This is a genomic window from Erythrobacter sp. HL-111 (assembly GCF_900105095.1).
GTDB lineage: Bacteria > Pseudomonadota > Alphaproteobacteria > Sphingomonadales > Sphingomonadaceae > Erythrobacter.
This window is the reverse complement of sequence record NZ_LT629743.1, coordinates 863,805-888,355: the sequence shown is the minus strand read 5'-3', so window position 1 is coordinate 888,355 and position 24,551 is coordinate 863,805. Positions and strand designations below refer to the sequence as shown.

General features: G+C 70.2%; 22 protein-coding genes. 13 read left to right on the top strand and 9 right to left on the bottom strand.

Annotated elements, in window-relative coordinates:
* Window position 1: 1 nt before the first annotated feature.
* From BLU08_RS04200 to BLU08_RS04180, 5 genes are all read right to left on the bottom strand, one after another.
* Window positions 2-1,087 (bottom strand): PA0069 family radical SAM protein, encoded by a 1,086-nt coding sequence (locus BLU08_RS04200; protein WP_090195708.1) that lies wholly within the window; start codon window positions 1,085-1,087, stop codon window positions 2-4.
* A gap of 39 nt (window positions 1,088-1,126) precedes the next feature.
* A complete protein-coding gene (locus BLU08_RS04195) occupies window positions 1,127-2,161 on the bottom strand; it encodes a sodium:calcium antiporter (protein ID WP_233996080.1) in 1,035 nt (344 codons plus the stop codon).
* A gap of 64 nt (window positions 2,162-2,225) precedes the next feature.
* Window positions 2,226-2,756, bottom strand: coding sequence for a molybdenum cofactor biosynthesis protein B (gene moaB, locus BLU08_RS04190; RefSeq protein ID WP_090195703.1), 531 nt, complete (start codon window positions 2,754-2,756; stop codon window positions 2,226-2,228).
* A gap of 15 nt (window positions 2,757-2,771) precedes the next feature.
* Window positions 2,772-4,448 (bottom strand): lytic transglycosylase domain-containing protein, encoded by a 1,677-nt coding sequence (locus tag BLU08_RS04185; protein ID WP_090200993.1) that lies wholly within the window; start codon window positions 4,446-4,448, stop codon window positions 2,772-2,774.
* A gap of 104 nt (window positions 4,449-4,552) precedes the next feature.
* On the bottom strand, window positions 4,553-5,323 hold the full coding sequence (locus tag BLU08_RS04180) for a uracil-DNA glycosylase family protein (RefSeq protein ID WP_090195702.1): 771 nt from the start codon (window positions 5,321-5,323) through the stop codon (window positions 4,553-4,555).
* 135 nt (window positions 5,324-5,458) lie between these two features.
* Between BLU08_RS04180 and BLU08_RS04175 the strand changes: the two genes are divergently transcribed.
* From BLU08_RS04175 to BLU08_RS04145, 7 genes are all read left to right on the top strand, one after another.
* A complete protein-coding gene (locus BLU08_RS04175; protein WP_090195701.1) occupies window positions 5,459-7,105 on the top strand; it encodes an electron transfer flavoprotein-ubiquinone oxidoreductase in 1,647 nt (548 codons plus the stop codon).
* A 140-nt stretch (window positions 7,106-7,245) separates the two neighbouring features.
* The gene (locus BLU08_RS04170; protein ID WP_090195700.1) at window positions 7,246-8,172 is read left to right on the top strand and encodes a 4-(cytidine 5'-diphospho)-2-C-methyl-D-erythritol kinase; all 927 of its coding nucleotides are present in this window, start codon (window positions 7,246-7,248) and stop codon (window positions 8,170-8,172) included.
* The gene (locus BLU08_RS04165) at window positions 8,169-8,903 is read left to right on the top strand and encodes an N-formylglutamate amidohydrolase (protein WP_090195699.1); all 735 of its coding nucleotides are present in this window, start codon (window positions 8,169-8,171) and stop codon (window positions 8,901-8,903) included. The genes BLU08_RS04170 and BLU08_RS04165 overlap by 4 nt, the downstream gene beginning before the upstream one ends.
* Window positions 8,904-8,946: 43 nt before the next feature.
* The gene (ilvD, locus tag BLU08_RS04160; RefSeq protein WP_090195698.1) at window positions 8,947-10,668 is read left to right on the top strand and encodes a dihydroxy-acid dehydratase; all 1,722 of its coding nucleotides are present in this window, start codon (window positions 8,947-8,949) and stop codon (window positions 10,666-10,668) included.
* Complete coding sequence (locus BLU08_RS04155; RefSeq protein WP_090195695.1) at window positions 10,655-10,990, top strand: hypothetical protein; 336 nt, start codon at window positions 10,655-10,657, stop codon at window positions 10,988-10,990. Before ilvD ends, BLU08_RS04155 begins: the two co-directional genes overlap by 14 nt.
* Window positions 10,987-12,390, top strand: a complete 1,404-nt coding sequence (locus tag BLU08_RS04150; protein ID WP_090195694.1) for an NAD(P)H-hydrate dehydratase — start codon at window positions 10,987-10,989, stop codon at window positions 12,388-12,390. Before BLU08_RS04155 ends, BLU08_RS04150 begins: the two co-directional genes overlap by 4 nt.
* Window positions 12,387-13,634: a class I SAM-dependent RNA methyltransferase gene (locus tag BLU08_RS04145; protein WP_090195693.1), complete on the top strand. Its 1,248-nt coding sequence runs from the start codon at window positions 12,387-12,389 to the stop codon at window positions 13,632-13,634. Before BLU08_RS04150 ends, BLU08_RS04145 begins: the two co-directional genes overlap by 4 nt.
* 21 nt (window positions 13,635-13,655) lie before the next feature.
* On the opposite strand, the gene BLU08_RS04140 is transcribed toward BLU08_RS04145, so the two are convergent.
* The 4 genes from BLU08_RS04140 to BLU08_RS04125 form a co-directional block, all read right to left on the bottom strand.
* Window positions 13,656-14,435, bottom strand: a complete 780-nt coding sequence (locus BLU08_RS04140; protein ID WP_090195692.1) for a hydrolase 1, exosortase A system-associated — start codon at window positions 14,433-14,435, stop codon at window positions 13,656-13,658.
* Window positions 14,432-15,133: a hypothetical protein gene (locus BLU08_RS04135; RefSeq protein ID WP_369816830.1), complete on the bottom strand. Its 702-nt coding sequence runs from the start codon at window positions 15,131-15,133 to the stop codon at window positions 14,432-14,434. Before BLU08_RS04135 ends, BLU08_RS04140 begins: the two co-directional genes overlap by 4 nt.
* 35 nt (window positions 15,134-15,168) lie before the next feature.
* A complete protein-coding gene (locus tag BLU08_RS04130) occupies window positions 15,169-15,435 on the bottom strand; it encodes an acyl carrier protein (RefSeq protein WP_369816840.1) in 267 nt (88 codons plus the stop codon).
* Window positions 15,436-15,571: 136 nt separating this feature from the next.
* Window positions 15,572-16,594 (bottom strand): GNAT family N-acetyltransferase, encoded by a 1,023-nt coding sequence (locus BLU08_RS04125; protein WP_090195690.1) that lies wholly within the window; start codon window positions 16,592-16,594, stop codon window positions 15,572-15,574.
* Window positions 16,595-16,683: 89 nt separating this feature from the next.
* Between BLU08_RS04125 and BLU08_RS04120 the strand changes: the two genes are divergently transcribed.
* From BLU08_RS04120 to BLU08_RS04095, 6 genes are all read left to right on the top strand, one after another.
* Complete coding sequence (locus tag BLU08_RS04120) at window positions 16,684-18,237, top strand: acyl-CoA ligase (AMP-forming), exosortase A system-associated (RefSeq protein ID WP_233996079.1); 1,554 nt, start codon at window positions 16,684-16,686, stop codon at window positions 18,235-18,237.
* Window positions 18,234-19,460 (top strand): pyridoxal-dependent decarboxylase, exosortase A system-associated, encoded by a 1,227-nt coding sequence (locus tag BLU08_RS04115; RefSeq protein ID WP_090195688.1) that lies wholly within the window; start codon window positions 18,234-18,236, stop codon window positions 19,458-19,460. The genes BLU08_RS04120 and BLU08_RS04115 overlap by 4 nt, the downstream gene beginning before the upstream one ends.
* A 240-nt stretch (window positions 19,461-19,700) precedes the next feature.
* Window positions 19,701-20,354 (top strand): XrtA/PEP-CTERM system exopolysaccharide export protein, encoded by a 654-nt coding sequence (locus tag BLU08_RS04110; RefSeq protein WP_090195678.1) that lies wholly within the window; start codon window positions 19,701-19,703, stop codon window positions 20,352-20,354.
* A 15-nt stretch (window positions 20,355-20,369) separates the two neighbouring features.
* Window positions 20,370-21,893: an XrtA system polysaccharide chain length determinant gene (locus BLU08_RS04105; RefSeq protein WP_090195675.1), complete on the top strand. Its 1,524-nt coding sequence runs from the start codon at window positions 20,370-20,372 to the stop codon at window positions 21,891-21,893.
* Between the two features lie 22 nt (window positions 21,894-21,915).
* Entirely contained in the window at window positions 21,916-22,908 is a 993-nt protein-coding gene (locus BLU08_RS04100) for a P-loop NTPase (RefSeq protein WP_090195672.1), read from the top strand.
* Between the two features lie 4 nt (window positions 22,909-22,912).
* Window positions 22,913-24,541, top strand: coding sequence for a preprotein translocase subunit YajC (locus BLU08_RS04095; protein ID WP_090195669.1), 1,629 nt, complete (start codon window positions 22,913-22,915; stop codon window positions 24,539-24,541).
* Window positions 24,542-24,551 lie beyond the last annotated feature (10 nt).

The following is a 24,551-nucleotide window of genomic DNA, read 5'->3' as shown; positions in this document are numbered from 1 at the left end:
TTCAGAGCAGGCGCATCTGCCCGCCCGCCTCCGGCGGCCTGAAGCGCGAGCAGTCGAGTTCGAAGCGGTGCTTGCCGATCCCGGCGCGCTTGCAGGCGAGGGCGAAGCGGCTGCGGAAGAGGTCGGCCCACACGCCTTCGGGCTTCATGCGCGTGCCGAAATCGGGATCATTGTCTCGCCCGCCCCGGATCGAACGGACGATGCCCATCACCTTGCCTGCGCGTTCGGGGAAGTGGACGTCGAGCCATTCGCGGAACAGCGGCGCAACCTCGTGCGGCAGGCGCAGCGGGATCCACCCCGCGCTCTGCACGCCCAGCCTGCCGGCCTCCGCGACGATGCCTTCCATGAATTCGTCGGTGATCGCGGGGATGATCGGCGATACCGAGCAATGCGTCGGCACGCGCGCCTCGACCAGCCGGGCGAGCGCGGCGAGCCGCTTGGCCGGGGCGGCGCAGCGCGGTTCGAGCTTGCGGGAGAGCGCGGGATCGAGCGTGGTGACCGAGATCGCCACCGCGACGAGCCTTTCGCGCGCCATCTGCGCGACGAGGTCGAGGTCGTCCAGCACCCGGTCCGACTTGGTCGTGATCGTCACCGGGTGGCGCGCTTCGAGGCAGACCTCCAGCACGCTGCGGGTGATCCGCCAGTCCCGCTCGATCGGCTGGTAGCCGTCGGTGTTGGTGCCGATCGCGATGGGGCGGGGGCGATAGCCGGGCTTCGCCAGCGTTTCGCGCAGGAGCTCCGCCGCATTGGGCTTGGCGAACAGGCGCGTTTCGAAATCGAGCCCGGGCGACAGGTCGTGATAGGCATGGGTCGGGCGGGCATAGCAATAGATGCAGCCGTGCTCGCAGCCGCGATAGGCGTTGACCGAACGGTCGAAGGGCACATCGGGCGACCGGTTGAAGCTGAGGATCGAGCGCGGGCGCTCCTCCGTGACGGTCGTGCGCAGTCTGGGAGGCGGTCCGTCCAGGGCCGCGACGTGATCGCGCCAGTTGCCGCAGGCCTCGCGCGCGGCGAGGCCGAAACGTTCGGGCGTGCGGGCGGAAGCCGCTCCGCGGCCCTTGACTGCCGTGCGCTGGGTATCGGGCATGATCGGAACATAATAAGAACGCCGTGCCGTGTCGAGGCTCTATCCGCGGTAGATCTGCAGGCCTGTCCCGATCGCCCACAACCCGATCAGCATGACCGACTCCCATCCGATCTTGCCCGGCCCTTCGCGTTCGCGGCGCAACATGCCGAGCAGCAGGACAGCCGTCATCACGATCACCAGCCCCATCCAGAACAGCGTCGCATCCGAGATCGCGTGATAGATGCTGCCCTCGCGATAGGCGAAGTCGCTTGCCGCGACGAACAGCGAATCGAACATGTTGCCGCTCACGATCCCGCCGATCGCCAATTGCGGCGCGCGCCTGCGCACGGCGGCGATGGTGGTGACGAGTTCGGGCAGCGACGTGACGGTCGCGGTGGCGAGCGAGCCGACCAGCGCCCCGCTTAGGCCGAGCCGGTCCGACAAGGCGATGCCGATCTCGCCCACCGCATAGCCGGCAAGGCCGACGATCGCCACGAGCCCGCCAAACAGCACGAACAGCATGGCGAGCGATTGGCTCTTGTCGTCCTCATCCGCGACGTCTTCCTGCGTGTCGTCGGTCTGTTTCGGCAGCCACATCGGCTCCTGGTGGATGCGATGGGCATTGTGCAGGCCGATCAGGTAGACCGCGATCAGCACCGGGCTCAGCGGGTTGACGCCCCAGATCGCGAAAGGCGGCGCGGCCCAGGCCATGACGGGCAGCGCGATGAGCACGATCAGCACCGTCGCCTGCCCCAGATTGACCGCGCTCACCCCGGCATGTTCGAGATTGACCCGCTTGTAGAAGATATCGGCAAGCGCCAGGAACATGGTCTGGGCGACGATCCCGCCCATGGCGTTCGAAACGCTCAGATCGGCCGCCCCGCTCGCCGCGGTCGTGATCGAGGTGACGATCCCGGGCATGCTCGTCCCCGCGCCCAGCATCACCGAACCGATCAGCGCTTCGCCGAATCCCGTCCGGTCGGCGATTATGTCGGCATAGCCCGCCATCTTCGAACCGAAGAACGCGATGACCACCGCGCAGGCAGCGAAAGCCAGGCCGAGAACGGTGGTCGAATACTGGGCAAGGTCGAGCAAGCAGGCTCCGGCGCGTGACGGTGACTTGCCTCGCCAATCCGGGGCGTCGGGGCTTTGTTCCGCGTCAGCTTTCGCGCAGGCGGGGCATCAGTTCGACGAAGTTGCAGGGCCGGTTGCGCGCGTCGAGCTGTTCGGCGAGGATGTTGTCCCAGCCGTCCTTCACCGCCCCGTTCGAGCCGGGGAGGGCGAAGATGTAGGTCCCGCGCGCTACGATCGCTGAGGCGCGCGACTGGATCGTGCTGGTGCCGATGGTGCGGAAACTGATCCAGCGGAACAATTCGCCGAACCCGGGGATTTCGCGCGCGCCCTCGATCATCGCCAGCGCTTCGGGCGTCACGTCGCGGCCGGTGAGGCCCGTGCCGCCTGTAGCGATGACCGCGTCGATCGAGGGATCGTCGATCCAGCCGTCGAGGCGCTCCACCAGCAGGTTTGCGTCATCCCGCTCGATCGCGCGGGCGGTGAGAATGTGGCCTGCCGCCGCGATGCGCTGGGCGAGGATGTCGCCCGAGGTGTCGGTGTCGGCGGTGCGCGTGTCGGAAACCGTGAGCACCGCGATGCGGATCGGCACGAAGTCCCTGCCCTCGTCGATCGCCATGCCGTCTTGTCCCTTTCAGTCCGCCTGCTCGTACCTCGCGGTGCGGACCGTAGCCACGTGCGGAAAGACTGGCCAGCGCCCCTGCGCGAGCGCGCGCCTGCTGGGGGAGGGGACGCCGGCGGCGCGCTCGTACATCCAGTAGTTCCGCATGACGATCGCGACATAGCCGCGGGTTTCCCAATAGGGGATCGATTCCATCCAGAGCAGCGGGTCGCCCTGGTCGTTGATCTCGCTGTTCCAGCGGTCGATCGGGGTGAGTCCGGCATTGTAAGCGGCCATGATCTTGGGCAGCAGCCCGCCGGTCGCGCCGCTGTCGCGCAGCATTTCGAGATGCTGCTGGCCGTAGGCGAGATTGACCTCGGGATCGTTGAGATCCGCGTAGCTCGCGCCCAGTTCGAGCCGGCGATCGTGATCGCGCGCGGTGCCGGGCATGATCTGCATCAGGCCGCGCGCATTGGCGGGGCTGACCGCGGCGGCGCGGAAATTCGATTCCTGCAGCGCATGGGCAAAGGCGAGCGCGGGATCGACCCGCCAGCCGGTGCGCGGCTGCCAGCGGGCGACCGGAAAGCGCAGCGCCGCCTCGCTCCGCATCCCGTAGGGCGCGTGGTGCGCCATGAACAACTGGGTCGAGGGCAGGCCGAGCTCGCGCGCCAGCCGGGCGAGGGCGGGATAATCGCGCGCCGGGCCGATCCGCGCCTCGTGCCGCAGCACTTCGTCGGCGAGCGCGTAGCGCCCGATCTCGACCAGCGCGATCGCCACGCGCACGTTGCTGCGCCGCTCGAGCGCGCGCCAGTCGTCCCTCGTGAAAGCCGACGGCGCGGCCTCTGCGGGAAGCTCCAGGGCGAGCTGATCGGCGGCGAGCATCCCGTAGAGCGTTTCGTGATAGCGCGCCGCGGCGGCGAGATGCTGCTGCGCCTCGCCCGGTGCCCGGCAGCGCACGAGCGCGCGGTGCGCCCAGTAATGCGCCGCCGTCGTCAGCTCGTCATTGGTCGATAGGCGCGCCGCATCGGCGAAGCTTTCGGCCGCGAGCGCGCAGTGGCCGAGCCGCCAGGCGGCGAGCCCGGCGACCCATTCGCCTTCGGCAACCCATGGCCCGCTGCCTTCGGCGACCCGTTCGGCCAGCGCGAGGGCGGCGGCATCGTCGTTCTCGATGTAATAGCTCCACGCGACCCGCTGGCGCCATTCGGCGCGCGCTTCGGGGCTGAGGCGGTAATCGACCTCGTCGAGCAGGCGGTGGGCGCCCGCCGGATCGTCATTGCGGATCGCCTCGAGGATCGCGGCGCTCGTTGTGCCCGGCATCGTCCCGTCCTCGATCGGGCGCGGGCGGATGCGCTTGGAGGTGGCGGGCTGGCGGCTGAGCGCCTGCGTGGAGGGCAGTTCGGGCAGGGTTTCGAGCCCGCGCTTCGCCCCGAGCCGCCCGAGCTGTTCGGCCTGCGGAAGCTCGACCCCGCGCTCGAACCAGCGCGCGATCTGTTCGGCGCTGACCCGGGGGCTGTTCGCGTGGGTGTAGTATTCGGCGAGCGCGGCCTGGTGCAGCACGCCCTCGCGTGCCGCGAGAAGGGCCTCGACGCGGTCCCATTGCTCGCGCTCGATCGCTTCGAAGAGGGTGCGGTAATGCGCCCGCTCCTCGTGCGAGAGGACGCCGGGAAGGACCGCGGAGCCGCTCCCTTCGCGGTCGTAATGCGCGACCATGCTGCCCGTGCCCTGCGCCGCGAGCCCGGCAGGCCAGGCCAGCGCCGCGAGCACGCCGAGCGCGGCGAGGGTTCCCGGCCGCGCCTTGCCCCGCCTGCCGCGTGTCACACGAGCTCGCCCGACCATTCGATCCATCTCCGCCAGAACTGTGCCTTGAGGTGCGACATGCTCATGAGGCTTTCGAGGTCCCCGCTCAACAGCACCGGCACGTTGCCGGGCTCATGGTGAATACCAGGTAAATTCACGTAATCCTTTTTCGCGTCCGGTCCCAGAAGATCGGCCAGTCCTGTGCCAAACGCGACGATCCGCTGCGGGGAGGCGAGCGCGATGTGGTGCGAAAGGACCTCGGCCATGCCGCGCCGGGCCTCGGCTTCGCAATCGGCCAGCGGCGTGAAGCGCGGCAGGGCCGAGGCGATGTAGGCCTCGTCGGGCGCGATCCCCATCGCCGCGAGGATCGCATCGAGCAGGCGGCCCTGCGGCCCGGCGAGCAGGCGCCCGGCGTCGCCCTCCTCGGGATGGACCACGAGGACCATCAGCGCCGCACCCGCCTGCCCGCGCGGGGGAACGCGCCCGCGCGGGCCGATCGCATCGAGGCCGGGCGCGGCGAGCCACCATTCACGGAAGGCCTCCGGCGTTTCCGGCGGCGAATCGCCGAGCAGGCCGGGCGCTGGTGCTTTTTCCGCAACTGCCGGCCCGGATGATGCGACACCGGCCCGCTCCCGCGCCGCCGCAGGCTCGCCCGCAGGCGGCGGGGCGACCGGTTCGGCCAGCCATGCCGTAGCGTTATCGGCGAAATCGCAATCGACACCGGCGAGCTCCCACCAGGCCCGGTGGGCGGCGATTTCGCGGGCAAGGTCGGGGTCGGCAGCGGTCATTCTCGTCCAATGCGGGTCTTGACTGTCCGGGGGGCAGTTAGCAAGTGCAAGAGGCCGAAGTTCGATAGATCGGGGCGGGGCACCCCCAGGCGCCTTCGGGCGCTCAGCCGGAAACAAGAGTTACAAGAGAAGCGCATGAGCGAACGTGAATCAATGCCTTGCGATGTCGTCATCGTGGGGGGCGGGCCGGCCGGCCTGTCCGCCGCGATCCGGCTCAAGCAGATCAACGAGGAACTCGAGGTCATCGTGCTCGAGAAAGGCTCCGAGATCGGGGCGCACATCCTGTCGGGCGCGGTGATTGATCCCAAGGCATTGGACGAACTCCTGCCCGACTGGCGCGACAATGGCTGCCCGATGGCCGAAACGCCGGTGACCGACAACTGGCACTGGATGCTGTCGAAATCCGGCAAGACCTCGCTCCCGCACGCGATCATGCCCCCGCTGATGAGCAATAAGGGCTGCTACACCGGCTCGCTCGGCAACATGACCCGCTGGCTCGGCGAACAGGCCGAGGCGCTCGGCGTGATGGTTTTTCCGGGCTTTCCCGCCGCCGACGTGATCTTCGACGACGACGGCGCGGTCGCGGGCGTGATCACGCAGGACATGGGCGTCGATGCCAATGGCGAGAAGAAGCCCGATTACGAGCCGGGCATGGAAATCCACGCCAAGTACACGCTCTTTGCCGAAGGCGCGCGCGGTTCGCTGACCAAGCGGATGAAGGCGAAGTTCGACCTCGAGGCGAATTGCCAGCCGCAGGTCTATGGCCTCGGCATCAAGGAATTGTGGGACATCGATCCCAAGAAGCACGTGCCGGGCCGCGTCATCCACACGCAGGGCTGGCCGCTTACCGAAAGCGACACCTGGGGCGGGGGCTTCCTCTACCACCAGGCGAACGGCCAGGTGGCGATCGGTTTCGTCACCGCGCTCGATTACAAGAACCCCTGGGTATCGCCCTACCAGGAATTCCAGCGCTGGAAGCACCATCCGGCGATCCGCGAATATCTCGAAGGCGGCAAGCGTGTCGCCTATGGCGCGCGCGCGATCAACGAGGGCGGCTGGCAGTCCGTGCCCAGGCTCGCCTTCCCCGGCGGCGCGCTGATCGGCTGCGCGGCAGGCTTCGTCAACGTGCCGCGGATCAAGGGCAGCCACACCGCGATGAAGAGCGGGATGCTCGCTGCCGAAAGCATCGCCGCGGCGATCGCGGCGGGCCACGAGAAGACCGAGCTTTCGGATTATGACAGCAACCTGCGTTCGAGCTGGATCGCGGACGAGCTGAAGAAGGTCCGGAACGCGCAGCCTGCCGTCGCCAAGTATGGCGGCGACCTCGGCACCGCGATCGCGGGGATCGACATGTGGATGCGCACGCTGAAGATCGGCCTGCCGATCAGCATGAAGCACCACCGCGACCACGAGATGACCGGCCGCGCGGACATGTATCCCAAGATCGACTATCCCAAGCCCGATGGCCGGATCAGCTTCGACAAGCTCACCAACGTCGCCTTCAGCTACACCAACCACGCCGAGGACCAGCCCTGCCACCTTCAGCTCAAGGATCGCGAGCTGCAGAAGGAAAGCGAGCTCGAGGTCTATGGCGGCCCGTCGGCACGCTATTGCCCGGCAGGCGTCTACGAATGGGTCGAGGAAGAGGGCAAGGAGCCGCAATTCGTGATCAATTCGCAGAACTGCGTCCACTGCAAGACCTGCGACATCAAGGACCCCAACCAGAACATCAACTGGGTGACGCCGGAAGGCGGCGGCGGGCCGAATTATCCGAATATGTAGCCGGTGATCCTCCCCGCTTCCGGGGAGGGGGACCACGAAGTGGTGGAGGGGCAGAGCGGCAAGCACCAGTCCCGGCGGAGAGTCCCCTCCGTCAGTCGCTTGCAGCGACTGCCACCTCCCCGGTGCGGGGAGGAACTAAGATGCGCGAAACCGCCTACGCCAAGATCAACCTCGCGCTGCACGTCCGCAGGCGGCGGGAGGACGGGTATCACGAGCTTGAAACCCTGTTCGCCTTCGTCGATGCGGGCGATGTGCTGAGCGCCTCTCCGGCGGAGCAGGACAGCCTGCACGTGGTGGGCGAATTCGCCGGATCGCTCGATGCATCTCCCCTCCCCACGGGGGAGGGGTTGGGGGTGGGGGGACCGCCGTCCGATCATCTGACCGAAGCAAGCCCCCCTCCCGACCTCCCCCCTCTCGGGGGGAGGAGTGAAACGTCCGATAATCTCGTCGCCCGCACACTCTCCGCGCTGCCGCGCTCGCAGGGCCTCGCCATTACGCTCGAGAAGAACCTTCCCGTCGCGGCCGGCCTCGGCGGAGGGTCGGCCGATGCGGGGGCGGTGTTCCGCATCGTCGAGGCGCTCCACGGCCTGCCCGACGACTGGCTGGAGCGCGCATCTGCTTTGGGAGCAGACGTGCCCTGCTGCGTGCGTTCCGACATGGCGATCGGCCGGGGGACCGGGACAGAGCTGGAGCCGGTCGAGAACGACATGGCTGGAATGCCCGTCCTCCTCGTTAATCCGCGCGTGCCGCTCGCGACCGGGCCCGTGTTCAAGGCATGGGCCAATATTGGGGATGGCAAGGACCGCGGCGGCCTGCCCCAAGGCCCCGCGCGGCACATCGCCTTCGAGGGGCGCAATGATCTCGAACCCCCCGCCATTTTCCTGTGCCCGGTGATCCGCGAGGTGCTCGACGCGATCGAGGACACATCGCCCTGGCTTGCCCGAATGTCCGGTTCGGGCGCGAGCTGTTTCGCGCTCTACGACAGCGAAGCGGACCGGGATGCGGCGGCAAGGCGCATCGCGGCGGATCGTCCGGGCTGGTGGCAACTCGCGGGCAAGCTCAGATGATCGAGGGCCAGCCCTATCGCCATGTCGGCGAGGTCCGGCGCATTCCCGGCGAGCCCGTTATCGTCAGCGTCGCCGACCACGCCTCGAACTTCGTTCCCCAAGACATCGACCTCGGCATCGCGCCCGCATTGCTCGAGGAGCATATCGCCCTCGATATCGGCGTCGCGGGGGTTGCGGAGCGCATGGCCGGACGCCGCGGCATCGCCGCCCATCTCGCCACGGTAAGCCGCCTCGTCTGCGACCTCCACCGCGACGAGGATCATCCGGGCGTCGTGCCGGAAACGAGCGACGGCCATGTCATCCCCGGCAATGTCGGCGCGGATGTCGAAGCGCGCCTGGCGCGATTCCACCGCCCCTATCACGCCGCGCTCGAACGATGGTTCGATGCCGCGCAGCCGGACCTGATCCTCTCGCTCCACTCCTTCACCCCGCGCATGGCCTCGACCGACGAGGAGCGCCCGTGGGACGTCTCCCTGCTGTGGAACACCGATGATCGCGCCGCGCGCCACGCGATCCGCCTGCTGCGCGACGAAGGGCTCCGTGTCGGCGAGAACCAGCCCTATTCGGGCGCGGAACTGAACGCCACGATGAACCGCCACGCCGAGGCGCACGGGCGGCCCTATTGCTTCTTCGAGATCCGGCAGGACCACATCGCCACCCGCTCCCGGCAATCGCGCTGGGCCGACATCATCGCCGATGTCGCGGGAAGGGTTGCGCTGGCGCTTTCCTGAAGGCAGGGGCTGTTGCGCGAAACAGCCAGTGACGGGAAAGAAAATGTCCGAACGCTTCGACAAGTCGAAACTGCCCAGCCGCCACGTCTCTCTCGGCCCGGAACGCGCGCCGCACCGCTCCTATTACTATGCGATGGGCATGACCGAGGAGGAGATCAACCGGCCCTTCGTCGGGGTGGTCAGCGCCGGGAACGACAGCGCGCCGTGCAACACGACATTGAACGCGCAAGCCGACATCGCGCGCGAGGGCGTCATCGCAGGGGGAGGGACCCCACGCCGCTTCAACACGATCACCGTCACCGACGGGATCGCGATGGGCCACCAGGGCATGAAAAGCTCGCTCGTCAGCCGCGAGGTGATCGCGGATTCGGTCGAGCTTTCGGTGCGCGGCCATTGCTACGACGCGCTGGTCGGCTTCGCCGGCTGCGACAAGAGCCTGCCGGGCATGATGATGGCGATGCTGCGGCTAAATGTGCCCTCGATCTTCGTCTATGGCGGATCGATCCTGCCCGGCACCTACAAGGGCGAGGATGTGACCGTGGTCGACGTGTTCGAGGCGGTCGGCCAGCACGCGGCGGGCAATTGCCCGCTGACCGAGCTGATCGCGCTCGAAAAGGTCGCCTGCCCCGGCCACGGCGCCTGCGGCGGCCAGTTCACGGCGAACACCATGGCCTGTGTCGGGGAGGCGATCGGATTATCTTTGCCCAACAGCAACATGGCGCCTGCTCCTTACAAGTCGCGCGAGGAAATCGCGCGCGCCGCCGGCAGGCAGGTGATGACCCTCGTCGAAAAGCAGCTGCGCCCGCGCGACATCTGCACCCGCGCGGCCTTCATGAACGCGGCGCGGGTGGTTGCGGCGACCGGGGGCTCGACCAACGCGGCGCTCCACCTGCCCGCCATGGCGAACGAGGCGGGGATCGATTTCGACCTGTTCGACGTCGCAGAGGTTTTCAAGACGACGCCCTACATCGCGGACCTCAAGCCCGGCGGGAAGTATGTCGCCAAGGACATGCACGAGGCGGGCGGGGTCTACATGGCGCTCAAGACCCTGCTCGACGGCGGGTTCATCGATCCCGAACCGATCACGGTGACCGGCAGGACGCTGGGCGAGAACATCGAGGAGATCACCTGGAACCCCGACCAGAAGGTGTTCTACGAAGTCTCGAACCCGATCACGCCAACCGGCGGGGTCGTCGGCCTCAGGGGCTCGCTCGCACCCGACGGGGCGATCGTGAAGGTCGCCGGCATGGCGCGGCTGCAATTCAGCGGCCCTGCGCGCGTGTTCGACCGGGAGGAGGACGCCTTCGCCGCCGTGGAGGCGCGCGACATCGCCGAAGGGAGCGTGATCGTCATCCGCTACGAAGGGCCCAAGGGTGGGCCCGGGATGCGCGAAATGCTTTCAACCACCGCCGCGCTCTACGGTCAGGGCATGGGCGAGAAGGTCGCGCTCATCACCGACGGGCGCTTTTCGGGCGCGACGCGGGGCTTCTGCATCGGCCATGTCGGGCCGGAAGCCGCCGAATGCGGCCCGATCGCCTTGGTAGAGGACGGGGACATCATTGCGATCGATGCCACCCTGGGCACGATCGATCTCGAGGTCGACGAAACGGTGCTGGAAGAACGGCGCAAGGCGTGGCAACCGCGCGAGCATGATTACCGGTCGGGCACGCTCTGGCGCTATTCGCAAACGGTCGGCCCGGCGCGCTACGGGGCGCTCACCCATCCGGGAGCGAAGGCGGAGACGCACTGCTTTGCGGACATCTAGCGCGCTCGCCCTGGCACTTGCGCCCGCGCTCGCGGCCTGCGGGCCGGAAGCGGGCCCGCCGCAGGGCGAAGCGATCGAATGCGCGATCGGCCCGGGGGCCGATTTCGCGCGCGACTGCACGGTCGAAATCGCGGCGGGAGAAGCGCTCGTCATCCATCATCCCGGCGGCGGATTCCGGCGCTTCGTGCGGGAGGGAGGCGGCCTCCTCCCGCTCGACGGGGCCGATCCGCTCGTCATGGTCGCGCAGGATCCGGCGGGCGGCATCGAATTCGCCATCGCGGGCGACCGCTACCGCCTCCCGCCGCCGGGCGAGGCGGAATGAACGGCGGGCAGATCCTCACCGCCGCGCAGATGCAGGCCGCCGAACAGGCGATCTTCGATGCCGGGACGAGCGTGTCGGAGCTGATGGAGACCGCCGCCGGGGGCGCGGCCGAATGGATCCGCCGCATCGCCGCCGGGCGCCCGGTCACGGTGCTGTGCGGACCCGGCAACAACGGCGGCGACGGCTATGTCATCGCCCGCCGACTTGCCGAGGCGGGAAACCCGGTCGAGGTGGTCGCTCCGATCGAACCCGCGACGGATGCTGCCCGCACGGCGCGCGCGCGGTTTTGCGGGCCGGTCCGCTCTTCGGGCGGGGAGGTCGGCGGGCAGGTCTTCGTCGACTGCCTGTTCGGCACCGGCCTCGCCCGCCCGCTGTCGGGGGAACTCGCGCTGTTGCTGCGCGATCTTGCCGCGCGGCACCCGCTGCGGATCGCGGTGGACCTGCCTTCGGGGATCGCCAGCGACAGCGGCGCGCTGCTGGGCGAGAAACTGCCCGCCTTTGACGTGACCCTCGCGCTCGGCGCCTGGAAGTTTGCCCATTGGAGCCTGCCGGGCCGCGCGAAGATGGGTCGGCTGAAGCTCGTGCCCATCGGCATCGCCCCGGTCGAGGGAGCGGCGCGGCTGATCGGGCGGCCGGCGATCCCTCCGCCTGAGCGCGACAGCCACAAGTATTGCCGCGGCCTGTGCGCGGTCGTCGCGGGCGAGATGCCGGGGGCGAGCCTGCTTTCGGCCCTTGCCGCGCAGCGTTCGGGGGCGGGCTATGTCAAGCTGCTCGCCGACACCGCGCCCGCCGCACCGCCCGCCGATCTCGTGGTCGAAACGCGCCCGCTGGCCGAGGCTCTCGGGGACGAGCGGATCGACGCGCTGCTGTGCGGGCCGGGGCTCGGCCGGGGGGAGGGGCCGCACGGGCGGCTCGAAACGGTCCTCGCCGCGGGCAGGCCGGGCGTGCTCGATGCCGATGCGCTGGTGCTGCTGCGCCCCGAAATGCTCGGCGAGGCCGCCTTCGTCGCCACGCCCCATGACGGCGAACTTGCGACCCTGTGCGAAAGCTTCGCGGTGCGGGCCGAGGGTCGCCGGGACCGGGCGCGCGCGCTTGCCGCGACCAGCGGGATGATCGTCGTCGCCAAGGGGCCGGATACCGTCGTCGCCGCCCCGGACGGGAGGCTGGCGCTCGCGCCGCCTTCGCCGAGCTGGCTGTCGGTCGCGGGCACGGGCGACGTGCTGGCCGGGATCATCGCGAGCCGGCTCGCCACCGGGCGCGAGCCGTTCGAGGCGGCCTGCGAGGCCGTCTGGCTCCACGGCGAGGCCGCGCGGCTCGCCGGTCCGGCCTTCACCGCGGAGGAGCTCGCCAAAACCGTCTCGCGCAGCCTCGCCGCCGTGCTCTGCCCGGTAGCGGCGTGAGCGAGCCCGCCGCGATCACCCGCATCGCCGCCAGGGGCGACGGCGTCACCGAAGACGGGCGGCACGTCGCGGGGGCGGTGCCGGGCGACCGGGTCACGACCGGCGGGGCGATCCTGCCGGGCCCGCATCACGCACAGCCGCCCTGTCCCCATTTCGGCCCCTGCGGCGGCTGCCAGCTCCAGCACGCCGACGATCGCGCGCTTGCCGATTTCGTCCGCGACCGGGTGCTGAACGCGGCGAGCGGGCAGGGGCTCGTGCCTGGCGAAGTGCTCCCCGTCCACCTTTCCCCGCCGCAAAGCCGCCGCCGGGCGAGCCTTCATGCGCTGTGCACGGCGCGGGGCGCGGTGATCGGCTTTCGCGAAGGCGGCTCGCATCGGATCGTCGACATGAAGGCCTGCCCGGTCCTGCGCGGGGAATTGTTCCGGCTCGTCGCGCCCGTCCGCTCCTTCGTCGCCGCGCATGGCGGAAGGGGCGGGATCGAGGCGCGGATGGCGCTGGCCGATCAGGGGGTGGATCTCGCGCTGGGCAATATCGCGCTCGAAGGGCTTGCCGCGACCGAGGCGGCGCTCGAATTCGCCCGGCGCGAAGGCCTCGCGCGGCTGTCGATCGACCAGGGTTACGGCCCCGAGACGGTGTGGGAGCCGGATCCCGTCACCGTCACCCTCTCCGGCATTCCCGTGGGCCTGCCGCCCGGGGCCTTCCTCCAGGCGACCGAGGATGCCGAGGCGCGCATGGCCGCCGATGCGAGCGAATGGGTCGGCGATGCGGCGATCGTCGCCGATCTGTTCGCGGGGCTCGGCACCTTCGCCTTCGCCCTGATCGCGGATGGCGCCCCGCACCGGCCCGACAACTGCCCCAAGAACCGCCCCAACAACCGAAAAGTGCTGGGCGTCGAGGCGGACCGGGCGGCGCACCTCGCCTTCAAGGCCGCCGGGGCGCGGACCGGGGGCAGGGCGCTCGCGCTCCATCGCGACCTCTTCCGCGCGCCCCTCCAGGCGGGCGAGCTCGCGCGCTTCGATGCGGTGCTGCTCGACCCGCCGCGCGCCGGGGCGAAGGCGCAGGTGGCCGAGATCGCCCGCAGCGAGGTGCGCCGCGTCATCTATGTCAGCTGCAACCCGTCGAGCTGGGCGCGCGATGCGGCGCAGCTTGTCGAGGGCGGCTATCGGTGCACGAAACTGCGCCCGGTCGGCCAGTTCCGCTGGTCGACCCATGTCGAGCTCGTCAGCCTGTTCGAACGGGCCTGAGCGTCAGTCAGGTCCAGTGCGTCAGCTCCTGAGCGCGGCGAGGATCTGCGCATCGAGCCATTCGCGGTGCTCGGGCCGGTCATAGGCATGGCCTGCGCCATCGCAGCGGGCAATCCGCGGGTCGCCCGCGTCCCAGCATTCGGCGAAGACCTGCGCGGTGCGGTCGCCGGTCGCAAGCAGGATGCGGACCGGGCCGTCATAGGCGGCGAGACCGGCGCGCATTTCCTCGGCGAGGCTCGACGGGGCGGGCGCCGGGGCGAGCGAGCGGACCAGCCCGCGGCCGAGCCTGGCAAGGTCCACCCCGCCGCGCAGCAGCCGCAGAACCTCGCGCGGGTTGGCGAGCTTTTCGGCGTAACGCGCCCGGATCGCCGAAGGGGGCAGGGCGGCATCCCCCGGGTCGCCCTCGATCGTCCACGGATTGGACAGCACCAGCCCGTCGAGCCCCGCGCCCTCGGCCAGCATCAGGGCCGAGGCGGCGTCGCAATTGCCGAAGCCGATCACCCGGTCGATCTGCGGGGCCATGGCGCGGAACGCCTCCAGCGCCGCGGCGATGTCGCGCCGCGAATGGCGAAAGCCGGAGTTCTCGCCCTCGCTGTCGCCGATCCCGCGCCGGTCGAAGCGGAACACCGGAAAGCCCGCCCGCGCGATCCGGGCGGCGAGGAGCGACTGGCCTGAAAAGGCTCCGCTGCGGATCTCGTTGCCGCCGCTCACGATCAGCAGCCCGGTGGTGCCGGGCGCGGTGTCGAGCGTCCCGGCGAGCTTGAGTTCGCCGCAGCCGAAATCGAGCGGGAGCCGCCTCATGCCCCGTCCTCCCCGGCCAGCGCGCCGGCGGGCGATGCGGCGATGATCCGGGCGAGGGCTGCCGCCTGCGCAGGGTCGTGGTCGGGTTCGGCGCGCAGCCACAGGCCCGGCCCGCCGAGTGCGGCCTGGGCGATGTCCTGCTGCCCGGCTGAAGGGTCGGGCTCGGCCTCGGCGAACTGCGCGAAGAACGCCGCGCCGAGCGGCCATCCGGCAAGCACCAGCCCTTCGCCCCGGCCCCGTTCCATCAAGGCTTCGCTGGTTTCCTCGCGCCCTTCCTCGCGCGCGGCGATGGTGCGGGCGCGGACCATGCCGCGCAGCTGTTTCGGCCCGCTCTGCGCGGCGTAGCGCCAGCCGGGAAGGCCGCCCGGGGCGACGAGCGCGCCGGCCCGGATCGCGAGCACGTGGGTCGCGGCGAAGTCGTCCGCTGCCGCCTGCATGGCCTCGCGCCACCCCGCGATGGTCTGGCGATCGAGCGGGGCGAGGCTTTCGTTGCAGCCGGGAAGATCGGGCAGGAAGCTGTCGATCCCGCTCTCGTCGAGCCGGCGCATCACCTCGACCGTGAAGCGGCGCAGCTTGTTCGCCTCGTCGAACCAGGCCGGGCAGACGAGCACCCGCATCGCGCGGCCGCGGTCGAAGGAGACGAGCAGTTCCTCGCTCTCGGCGCCGCCGGGCAGCCGGGCCGTCCAGGTGCCGATCACGCGCTGCTCCCGTCGATTGGTGCCGGAGCTCAGCCTCAGCCCCGGACGAGCTTGGCCTCGGCAAAGGCGAGGAGGCCGCCATAGGTTTCGAGCATTTCGCCGTCGACGTCGTCGTCCTCGATCACGATGTCGAGCCGGTCCTCCATCTCGGTGAGGAGGCCCGCGACCGCCATGGAATCGAGTTCCGGCAGGTGGCCGAACAGGCCGGAATCGGGACCGAGCGCGGCGGCCTGCGCCGCGTCGATGCCGAGCACGTCGGCGATGATCGCCTTGAGTTCGCCGTCGATGGCGGCCCGGTCCATCCCCGTGCCTGCCTCGCTGTCGCCCTTTTCGCCGGGCGCGGAATCGATGGCCGGATTGGTGCTCATTGCGGTCGGGTCCCTTCTGCGGGCGGCGCGCAGCGATCTTGCGGGCGCGCGCCCTTCGTGGTGCGCGGCCTTAGCCAGCGGGCGGCGCGGGCGCAAGTTCCGGCACGTCCGGCGCGGCCAGCCGGCGGGCGGCGAGCCGCGCGAGATCGATCCAGCCGCGCACGTGTCCCATGTCGAGACAGTCGATCTGGTAACGCGGGCGGATCTCCTCCATCCAGTCGGCCTTGTAGGGCTGGTCGCCGCTGCCGAAGTCGACCACCGCCACCCCGTCGCGGTCGATGACGTGTTCGAACAGCGCCGCGGTAAGCGTCGTGCCCGCCGAAAGGTGGCGGTGGCTTTCGAGATGGGCGAGCTTGTGGATGAAGGCGGTTCCGCCCTCGACCGTCCAGCATTGCGCCGCGACCGGCGTGCCCTGGTGCCACGCCATGCCGAAGCGCAGGCGGCCCGCCGCTCCTTCGGCGCGGGCGAAATCGCGCAGCATGGCGGGGTGATCCTCCCGCGGTTTCCAGCTGGCGGCATAGATGCGCTCGTAATGCGACCAAGCCTCGGCGTCGAAATGGCAGAGGATGCGCGTCTCGACCTTTCTGCCCTTGCGTTTCAGCGTGTTGCGGATCCGCCCGGGCCGCCCCGCCCAGTACTGGGCGAAGCTGCGGCCGCGCACGTGGAGGACGTGGTTGACGTCGCAGCGCGTGACCTCGACGCGCCAGCCGGCCGCGCGAAAGGCGCGCGCGAGGCGGCCTGCCGAACCGTCTTCCTGCGGCACGGGGGCGAGGGTGACGCGGTGGCCTTTCGATTTCAGCTGCCGCGCGATCTCGACGAGCAGGCGGTCCCCGCGCTCCCCGGGCGGGGCGAGCTGGCGCCAGGTGAAGCTGTACCAGTTGCGAAGGGGGGCGATCCGGCCGTTCTCGCGGGTGAGCGCGAGCGCGGCCCCGTCCTCGCCGTCGCTGGCGATGGCGACGAGCGGCGTCAGCCCGGTTTCGGCGAGCAGCGCGTACCATTCCGCCCGGTCGAACGGGGAGGGCGCGCACGTCCCTTCGCGCGCGGCGAGAGGTTGCAGGGCGTTAACGCTATCGTGATAGGTCGATACGATCATTATATCCCGTGTCCGAAACCCCTTCGCAGCCGCTCCCGTCCGTCCGCGCAGAAAGCCCGATGCCCAGTCCGTCCCAGCCCGAGACCGCCGTGACAACCGCCTCCCGCGCCGCAGCGGCGCCGGAGCCTGCGCCCCGTCCGATCGACCACCTCGCGGTGCTGGCGGGCGAACGGGGGCGGGGCGCGGACCCGGCGCTCGTGCTGCGCTCGGGAGCCTTAAGTCACGAAGCGTTAAACTTGCGTGTTGACGATCTCGCCGCGTGGCTGATGCGCGCGGTGCCGGAACGGGGCGCGCGGGTGGCGACCTGGGCGGCGAAGGGGGAGCTCGCCTGCCTCATGCCGCTTGCCGCGGCGCGCGCGGGCCTCGTCCATGTGCCGGTCAACCCGCTGCTGAAGCGGCTGCAGGTCGCGCACATCCTCGCCGACAGCGGGGCGCGCCTGCTGGTCGGCACCGGCTCGCGGCTCGCGACGCTGGAGGAGGGCGACGTGCCCGCGGGCTGCGCGGTGCACGAGGAAGGCGAGGCGCTGGCGCAGGCATCCGCGGCGTGGCCGGGTCCCGGGCCGTCGTCGGCCGACCCGGAGGAGCTTGCGGCGATCCTCTACACCAGCGGATCGACCGGGCGGCCCAAGGGGGTGATGCTCAGCCATGCCAACCTGTGGCTCGGCGCGGTGGCGGTGGCGCATTACCTCAAGCTCGCGGACGACGACGTGACGCTCGCCGTGCTGCCGCTGAGCTTCGATTACGGGCAGAACCAGCTCCTTTCGACATGGTACGCCGGGGGGAGCGTGGTGCCGCTCGATTTCCTCTTTCCGCGCGACGTGGCGAAGGCCTGCGCGAAGCACGGCGTGACGACGCTTGCCGCGGTGCCGCCGCTCTGGGTGCAGCTGACCGAACTCGACTGGAAGCCCGGGGAGAGCGCCCCGCTGCGCCGCCTGACCAACAGCGGGGGCGCGCTGACGGTTGAGCTTGTGCAATCGCTCCGGAGAATCTTCCCTCAGGCGGACATCTATCCGATGTATGGATTGACCGAGGCGTTCCGATCGACCTACCTCGACCCGTCTCTCGTGGAAAAACATCCGACTTCAATGGGTAAGGCGATACCCTTTGCAGAGATTCTCGTAATCGGGGATGACGGGGAGGAAGCCGCGACAGGCGAGGAGGGCGAGCTCGTCCATTGCGGGCCGCTGGTCGCGCAGGGGTACTGGCAGGACCCTGGACGCACCGCCGAACGCTTCCGCCCTGCGCCCGCCTGCTCGCGCCATGGCGGGACCGCGGTGTGGTCGGGCGATCGGGTCAGGCGCGATGCGGCGGGGCTGCTCCACTTCGTCGGCCGGCGCGATGCCATGATCAAGAGCGCGGGCAACCGCATTTCCCCGCAGGAGGTCGAGGAGGCCGCGCTCGCCACCGGGCTCGCCGCCGAGGCGGTCGCGCTCGGCGTGCCCGATGCACGGCTCGGCCAGGCGGTGCACCTCGTGGTGCGGGGCTCAGGCGACACCGACGCGCTGACAAGGGCGTTGAAGAGCGCGCTGCCCAATTTCATGCAGCCCGCCGCGATCCACTGGCGCAAGGCCATGCCGCTCAATCCCAACGGCAAGATCGACCGCACTGCGCTCGCCGCCGAACTGAAGGACACCGCCGCATGAAGCCCGTCGGCCCGATTCCCTCAGGTTACGAGACGATCGAGGGCGAACTCGCCATCTCCGGGCGTAAGGCCGGCGCGCTCGTCGAGGAAGCGGGCGGGACCCCGCTGTTCGTCTATTCGCGCGCGCTGCTGAGCCGCCGGGTCGCGGACCTGCGCGCCGCCCTGCCGGAGCGGATCGGGATCAACTACGCGGTCAAGGCCAATCCCATGCCCGACCTCGTCGCCCACATGGAACCGCTGGTGGACGGTTTCGACATCGCGTCCTCGGGCGAACTCGCGGTCCTGCAGGGCGTCGGCATCGACCCCGCGCGCATCAGCTTTGCCGGGCCGGGCAAGCGCGACGACGAGCTCGAGGCCGCGATTGCCGCGGGGGTCACGCTCAATTGCGAATCCGCCGGCGAAGCGGCGCGCTCGCTCGCGATCGGCGAGCGGCTCGGCAAGCCGCCGCGCATCGCGATCCGGGTCAATCCCAGTTTCGAGCTCAAGGGTTCGGGGATGAAGATGGGCGGCGGGGCCAAGCCGTTCGGGGTCGACGCGGAGAAAGTGCCCGCGCTGGCCCGCCACGTCATCGCGCAAGGGGCCGAATGGCGGGGCCTCCACATCTTCACCGGAAGCCAGGCGCTGAGCGCAGAAGCCATCGCAGAAACGCAGGCCAACGTGTTGAATCTGGCTGCGGGACTGGCCGATGCGATCGGCCATCCCCTGCCCAGGCTCAACATGGGCGGCGGCTTCGGCATCCCCTATTTCCCGGGCGACGAACCGCTCGATCTCGCCGCCGTGGGCCGGGCGCTCGGCGAACGGGTCGCCAATCTTCCCGCGAGCCTTGCCGACACCGGGCTGTGCCTCGAACTTGGGCGCTACCTCGCGGGCGAGGCGGGGGTCTATCTCTGCCGCGTCGTCGATCGCAAGGAGAGCCACGGGCAGGTCTATCTCGTCACCGACGGCGGGCTCCACCACCAGCTCGCGGCCTCGGGCAATTTCGGCACCGTGGTGCGGCGCAACTACCCCTCGGCCATCGCCACGCGCTATGCCGAACCGGCGGCGGAGGAGGTCAACATCGTCGGCTGCCTGTGCACCCCGCTCGACCGGCTCGCCGACCAGGCGATGATGCCGCGCGCCGATGTTGGCGATCTCGTCGCGGTGTTCTGCGCCGGGGCCTATGGTGCGAGCGCCTCGCCCAGCGGTTTCCTCGGCCACGGCCCCGCGCGCGAGCTGCTGGTCTGATCCGCGGCCTGCGCGGGGCCGGGGTAAGCCGCGCGTTAACCTCCCGCAATCCCTTGTCCCAAGCCGGGATGGGGCCGCAATTCGGGACTTATTCCTAACACTATGTTCACCAATTTCGGGCAAGTCCCGGGGTGGAGTTTCGCGGCACCGGGCGCGGGACGGGACAGGCAGGACCGCTCCCCGCCCCGGCTGCCCGGCCCGCCGACCCCCGCCATGGACAGGTCCCGAGGAAACGTATCGATGCTGAATTCGCCCTTCTTCCGCCCACGAAACGCCCGGCCCGCCGCGACGCTCGCGCTCGCCTGCGCGCTCGCAGCCTGCGGGGGAAGCCGTCCCGAACTGCCGCCCGCGACCTATGCCGCCGCGCCCGAGCAGCCTTCGGAGGAATACCGCATCGGCCCGCTCGACGACATCACGATCCACGTCTGGCGCAATCCGGAACTGAGCGCGGAGAAGGTCATGGTGCGGCCCGACGGGCGGCTGACGATCCCGCTGGTGCAGGACATCCCGGCGGTCGGCAAGACCGCGACCGAACTGCAGGATTACATCGCGGGCGAGCTCGCCCAGTACATCGAACAGCCGATCGTCTCGGTCATCGTCAACACGCCGGGCGGCACCTATGACCAGCGGGTGCGGGTCGTGGGGTCGACCGAACAGCCCGCTTCGCTGCCCTACCAGGCCAACATGACCGTGCTCGACGCGATGATCGCGGTCGGCGGGCTCGGCGAATTCGCCAGCGGCAACCGGGCCAAGCTGATCCGGCTCGACCGCGAGAGCGGCACGCAGAAGGAATACCGCCTGCGCCTCGCCGACCTGCTCAAGCGCGGCGATGCGAGCGCCAACGTGCTGCTCAGCCCGGGCGACACGATCATCATCCCGGAAAGCCGTTTCTAACGGGGCGCCGGGCGGATGGAGGAGCTCTTCGACGAGATGCGCGCGGCGCTCTGGACGATCTGGCACCGCCGCTGGATCGCGATCGCGGTCGCCTGGGGCGTATGCCTGCTGGGCTGGCTGGTGGTCGCGATGATCCCCAATTCCTACGAATCCAAGGCGCGCATCTACGTCCAGGTCGACGATGTCCTGTCCGAACAGCTCGGCATAGCGGGCGACGGGCGCGAGGAAATCCGGCGGGTGCGCCAGACGCTCGCGAGCAACGTCAATCTCGAACGGGTGATCCAGGGCACGCGCCTTGGCGAAGGCATCGTCGAGCGCGGCGAGATGGACAATGCGATCGCCGAACTCGCCCAGCAGGTCGCGGTCGAAAGCGAGGAGGAGAACCTCTTCGCGATCAAGGCGATGGTGGGCAAGAGCAACCTGTCCGACGCGGAGAACGCGGTGCTGGCGCGCAACGTGGTGCAGAAGCTGCTCGACATCTTCCGCGAGGAACACATCGCCGGCAACCGGGCCGGGATCGACCAGGCGATGGCCGAACTCGATTCGCAGCTCGAGGAACGCAAGGCCGAACTCGAGGCGGCGGAGGAGCGGCGGCTGTCGTTCGAGGCGCAGTATCCCGAGCTGATCGGCGGGTCGCAGACGCTTTCGACCAAGGTCCAGCAGGCGCGTACCGAACTGCGCGACGTGGAGGCCGACCTCGCCGCCGCGCAGAGCGCGCTCGCCGCGATCGAGGGCCAGCTTTCCGGCACGCCGCGCACGATCATGGGGCCGGGCGGGGCGACGGGTCCGCGCGGCGCGCTGATGCAGGCGCAGGCGCAGCTCGCCGAGTTGCGCTCGCGCGGGCTGAGGGACGAACATCCCGACGTGGTCGCGACCAGTCGCCAGGTCGATCTGCTCGCCAAGCAGGCGGCGCCCTCCGCTGCCGAGGACGCGGGCGGGACGCCGAACCCGGCCTACACCTCGCTCATCGCGATCCGCGCCGACCGGCAGGCGGCGGTCGAATCGCTCCAGGCCCGGCGTGCGGCGCTGCAATCGAGTGTCGCGGGGCTGATGGCGAGCCAGGCGAGCGAACCCGCGGTCGCGGCCGAAGCCAACCGGATCAGCCGCGATTACGACGTGCTGCGCAAGAATTACGAGGCCCTGCTCCAGAACCGCGAGGAGATCCGCACCCGCGGCGACGTGGTGGACGAGACGAGCCAGTACAAGTTCGACCTGATCGACCCGCCGGTGGTCCCGCAGAAGCCCGCCGCGCCCAATCGCCCGCTGCTGCTGCTCGGCGTGCTGGTGGTCGGACTGGGCGCGGGCGCGGGCGTTGCCTGGGGGCTCGGCCACCTGCGTTCGACCTTCGCCACGCCGCATAAGCTCGAACGGGCATTCGACCTGCCGGTGATCGGCGCGATCTCGCTGACGCTGTCCGATGCGGCCAGGGCGCTGGAGCGGCGCCGGCTCAAGCAGTTCGCCGGGGCCTGCGCGGGGCTGGTCGGGATGTTCGTGATCCTGCTCGCGATCGAGGTCGTCTCGGTCGGGACCGTGGCATGAGCGGGGGCGGGAGGAACACGGCATGACCGAATTCAGCAGGATCACGCCTCCCAGGGACGCGCAGGAGAAGCGCCGTTCGCTGATCGAGCGTGCCGACGACGCCTTCGGGCTGGACCGACTCGGCCCGGCGCGCGTCCCGCGAGCTCTGCCCGAGGCCCGGCGCACGCCGCCGCAAGTGCAGGCCGGGGCGCCGATCGAACCGCCAGCGGCCGAGACTGCGGCTGCGGAATCGGCTGCGGCACCTTCTGCCGGGGCGGGCGCCCCGCCTTCGGCCCCGCCCGTCGCCCTGTCCGGCCCGCGCCAGGCGGTCGACCGCGAATGCCTGCGCCGCGAAGGATTGCTCGTCCCGGAGGACCCCGTCACCGGCCAGCTCGAGGAATTCCGCATCGTCAAGCGCGAGCTGCTCACCGAGGCGCGCGCAGGGAACGATCCGCTCGCCCGGCGCATCCTCGTCTGTTCGCCCCATCCGGGCGAGGGCAAGACCTATTGCGCGACCAACCTCGCCATCGCGCTGGCGGCCGAGCGCGACATCGAGGTGGTGCTGATCGATGCCGACGTGGTGAAGCCCTCGGTCACGCGGCGGCTCGGGATCGAGGGCGGGCCGGGCCTGATGGACGCGCTCGCCGACCCTGCGATCGCCCCCGAAAGCTGCGTCATCCGCACCGACATCGAAGGGCTCTTCGTGCTGCCCGCGGGCGGATCGAACGTGCGCGACGCCGAATACCTCGCGAGCGCGCGGACCGGCGAGCTGCTCGACCGGCTGACCCGGGACGCGCCGCGCCGCATCCTCGTTTTCGACACGCCCCCCGCGCTTGCCGCTTCCCCCGCCGCCGAGCTTGCCGGCCATGTCGGCCAGGCGCTGCTGGTGGTCCGCGCCGACGAGACGAGCCGAGCCGCGCTCGAGGATGCCCGGCAGCTGCTTTCGGCCTGCCCGGATATCAAGCTCCTGCTCAACGCTGCGCGCTACAGCCCCTCGGGCCGGCGCTTCGGCGATTACGGGAAGGGTGAGGACTGATCCCATGCGTTTCGCCGTTCTCGCCCTTGCTGCCCTCGGCGCGCTCTGTGCCGTCCCCGCCGCGGCCCAGGACGGGCGCGCCGCCGACGGACAGGCGGGCGGCAACGGCCGCACCGTGGTCCAGCCCTATATCGAGGTCGGGCAGGTGCTCTCGGCCGAACTTTCCCCCGGCGACGAGGTGCTGACCTTCACCCAGGTCGCCGCGGGCATCGACGCGAACACGCAGGGGCGCAATTCGGGCGCCTCGGTGTCGCTGCGCTACGAGCGCAACATCGCCTATGGCGACGACCAGGTCGACACCGACACGCTGAGCGGGGTCGCGCGCGGCTATCTCGCGGTGGTCCCGCGTGCGCTGACGCTCGAGGCGGGGGGCCTTGCGAGCCGCACGCGGCTCGACGGCGGCGGGGGCGTTTCGGCCAACCCCCTGGTGCGCGAGGACGCGGAAAGCCAGGTCTATTCGGCCTATGCCGGCCCGACGCTCGCCACCAATGTCGGCCGGGTCGCGGTCAACGGCTTCGCGCGGATCGGCTACAACCGGTTCGAGACCGAGAACGCCGCGTTCGATCCCGCCGGCAACGCGATCGACGTGTTCGACGACAGCGTGACCTATAACGGGCGCGTCACCGCCTCGACCCGCGCGGGCGACCCGCTGCCGGTCGGGCTCGCGGTGACGGGCGGGGTGTTCCAGGAGGACATTTCCAATCTCGACCAGCGGGTGCGCGACGCCTTCGTGCGCGCGGACGTGACCGTGCCGCTCACGCCCTCGCTCGCGCTGGTCGGCGGGGTCGGCTACGAGGATGTCGAGATCTCCAGCCGCGATGCACTGCGCGATGCGAACGGCGATCCTCTCGTCGGCGCGGACGGGCGGATCGTCACCGACAGCGCCAGCCCGCGGCTGATCGCCTTCGACGTCGACGGCCTGCTCTGGGACGTCGGCGTGCTGTGGCGGCCGAGTTCGCGCACGTCGCTGGAAGCGCGGGTGGGCGAACGTTATGATTCAACCACCTATTACGGCAACTTCACATACCAGCCGAACGAGCGCAGCGCGCTCGCCGTCATCGCCTATGACGGGGTGAGCGGCTTCGGCGGCGTGCTGAACAACGCGCTCGCCGGGCTGTCGAGCGATTTCACCGCCTTCCGCAATCCCGTCACCGGCGATTTCGGCGGGCTCGTCTCCGGCGGCGAGGGTCCGGGCCTCGTGGCCGGGCTCGGCTCGGTGCGCTCGGCCGCGTTCCGCGGGCGCGGCGTGCGGGCGAGCTACCAGCGCCGGCTCGGCCGGCTCGAGGCGGCGATCGGGGCGGGCTACGACCGGCGCACCTTCATCGCTGCGGCCGGGACCCCGCTCGAGGCGGCGGACGGCCTGACCGACGAGGTCTACTACGTCACCGGCGCGCTCAGCCGCCAGCTGGGCGAGCGCGCGATCCTCAACCTCAACGCCTATGCCAACTGGTTCGAGAGCGCGGCCCAGGGCGGCGACGTGACGGGTTACGGCGCCTCGGCGGCCTATAACCGCTCGCTCACCCGGCGCCTGTCGGCGCGGGCGGCGGTCGCGGTCGATTACTTCGACAGCGAGTTCACCGCCGAGGACTTCGCCTTCGCCACCGCGCTGCTCGGCCTTCGCTACGATTTCTGATCCCGGGGAG

Bases quoted from the DNA above. Each gene is read 5' to 3' on its own strand.
- BLU08_RS04170 (WP_090195700.1), top strand. From the start codon at position 7,246: ATGCGCGAAACCGCCTACGCCAAGATCAACCTCGCGCTGCACGTCCGC.
- BLU08_RS04125 (WP_090195690.1), bottom strand. From the start codon at position 16,594: ATGATCGTATCGACCTATCACGATAGCGTTAACGCCCTGCAACCTCTC.
- moaB (WP_090195703.1), bottom strand. From the start codon at position 2,756: ATGGCGATCGACGAGGGCAGGGACTTCGTGCCGATCCGCATCGCGGTG.
- BLU08_RS04175 (WP_090195701.1), top strand. From the start codon at position 5,459: ATGAGCGAACGTGAATCAATGCCTTGCGATGTCGTCATCGTGGGGGGC.
- BLU08_RS04130 (WP_369816840.1), bottom strand. From the start codon at position 15,435: ATGGACCGGGCCGCCATCGACGGCGAACTCAAGGCGATCATCGCCGAC.
- BLU08_RS04115 (WP_090195688.1), top strand. From the start codon at position 18,234: ATGAAGCCCGTCGGCCCGATTCCCTCAGGTTACGAGACGATCGAGGGC.
- BLU08_RS04180 (WP_090195702.1), bottom strand. From the start codon at position 5,323: ATGACCGCTGCCGACCCCGACCTTGCCCGCGAAATCGCCGCCCACCGG.
- BLU08_RS04100 (WP_090195672.1), top strand. From the start codon at position 21,916: ATGACCGAATTCAGCAGGATCACGCCTCCCAGGGACGCGCAGGAGAAG.
- BLU08_RS04185 (WP_090200993.1), bottom strand. From the start codon at position 4,448: ATGGTCGCGCATTACGACCGCGAAGGGAGCGGCTCCGCGGTCCTTCCC.
- BLU08_RS04150 (WP_090195694.1), top strand. From the start codon at position 10,987: ATGAACGGCGGGCAGATCCTCACCGCCGCGCAGATGCAGGCCGCCGAA.
- BLU08_RS04095 (WP_090195669.1), top strand. From the start codon at position 22,913: ATGCGTTTCGCCGTTCTCGCCCTTGCTGCCCTCGGCGCGCTCTGTGCC.
- BLU08_RS04200 (WP_090195708.1), bottom strand. From the start codon at position 1,087: ATGCCCGATACCCAGCGCACGGCAGTCAAGGGCCGCGGAGCGGCTTCC.
- ilvD (WP_090195698.1), top strand. From the start codon at position 8,947: ATGTCCGAACGCTTCGACAAGTCGAAACTGCCCAGCCGCCACGTCTCT.
- BLU08_RS04110 (WP_090195678.1), top strand. From the start codon at position 19,701: ATGCTGAATTCGCCCTTCTTCCGCCCACGAAACGCCCGGCCCGCCGCG.
- BLU08_RS04105 (WP_090195675.1), top strand. From the start codon at position 20,370: ATGGAGGAGCTCTTCGACGAGATGCGCGCGGCGCTCTGGACGATCTGG.
- BLU08_RS04165 (WP_090195699.1), top strand. From the start codon at position 8,169: ATGATCGAGGGCCAGCCCTATCGCCATGTCGGCGAGGTCCGGCGCATT.
- BLU08_RS04140 (WP_090195692.1), bottom strand. From the start codon at position 14,435: ATGAGGCGGCTCCCGCTCGATTTCGGCTGCGGCGAACTCAAGCTCGCC.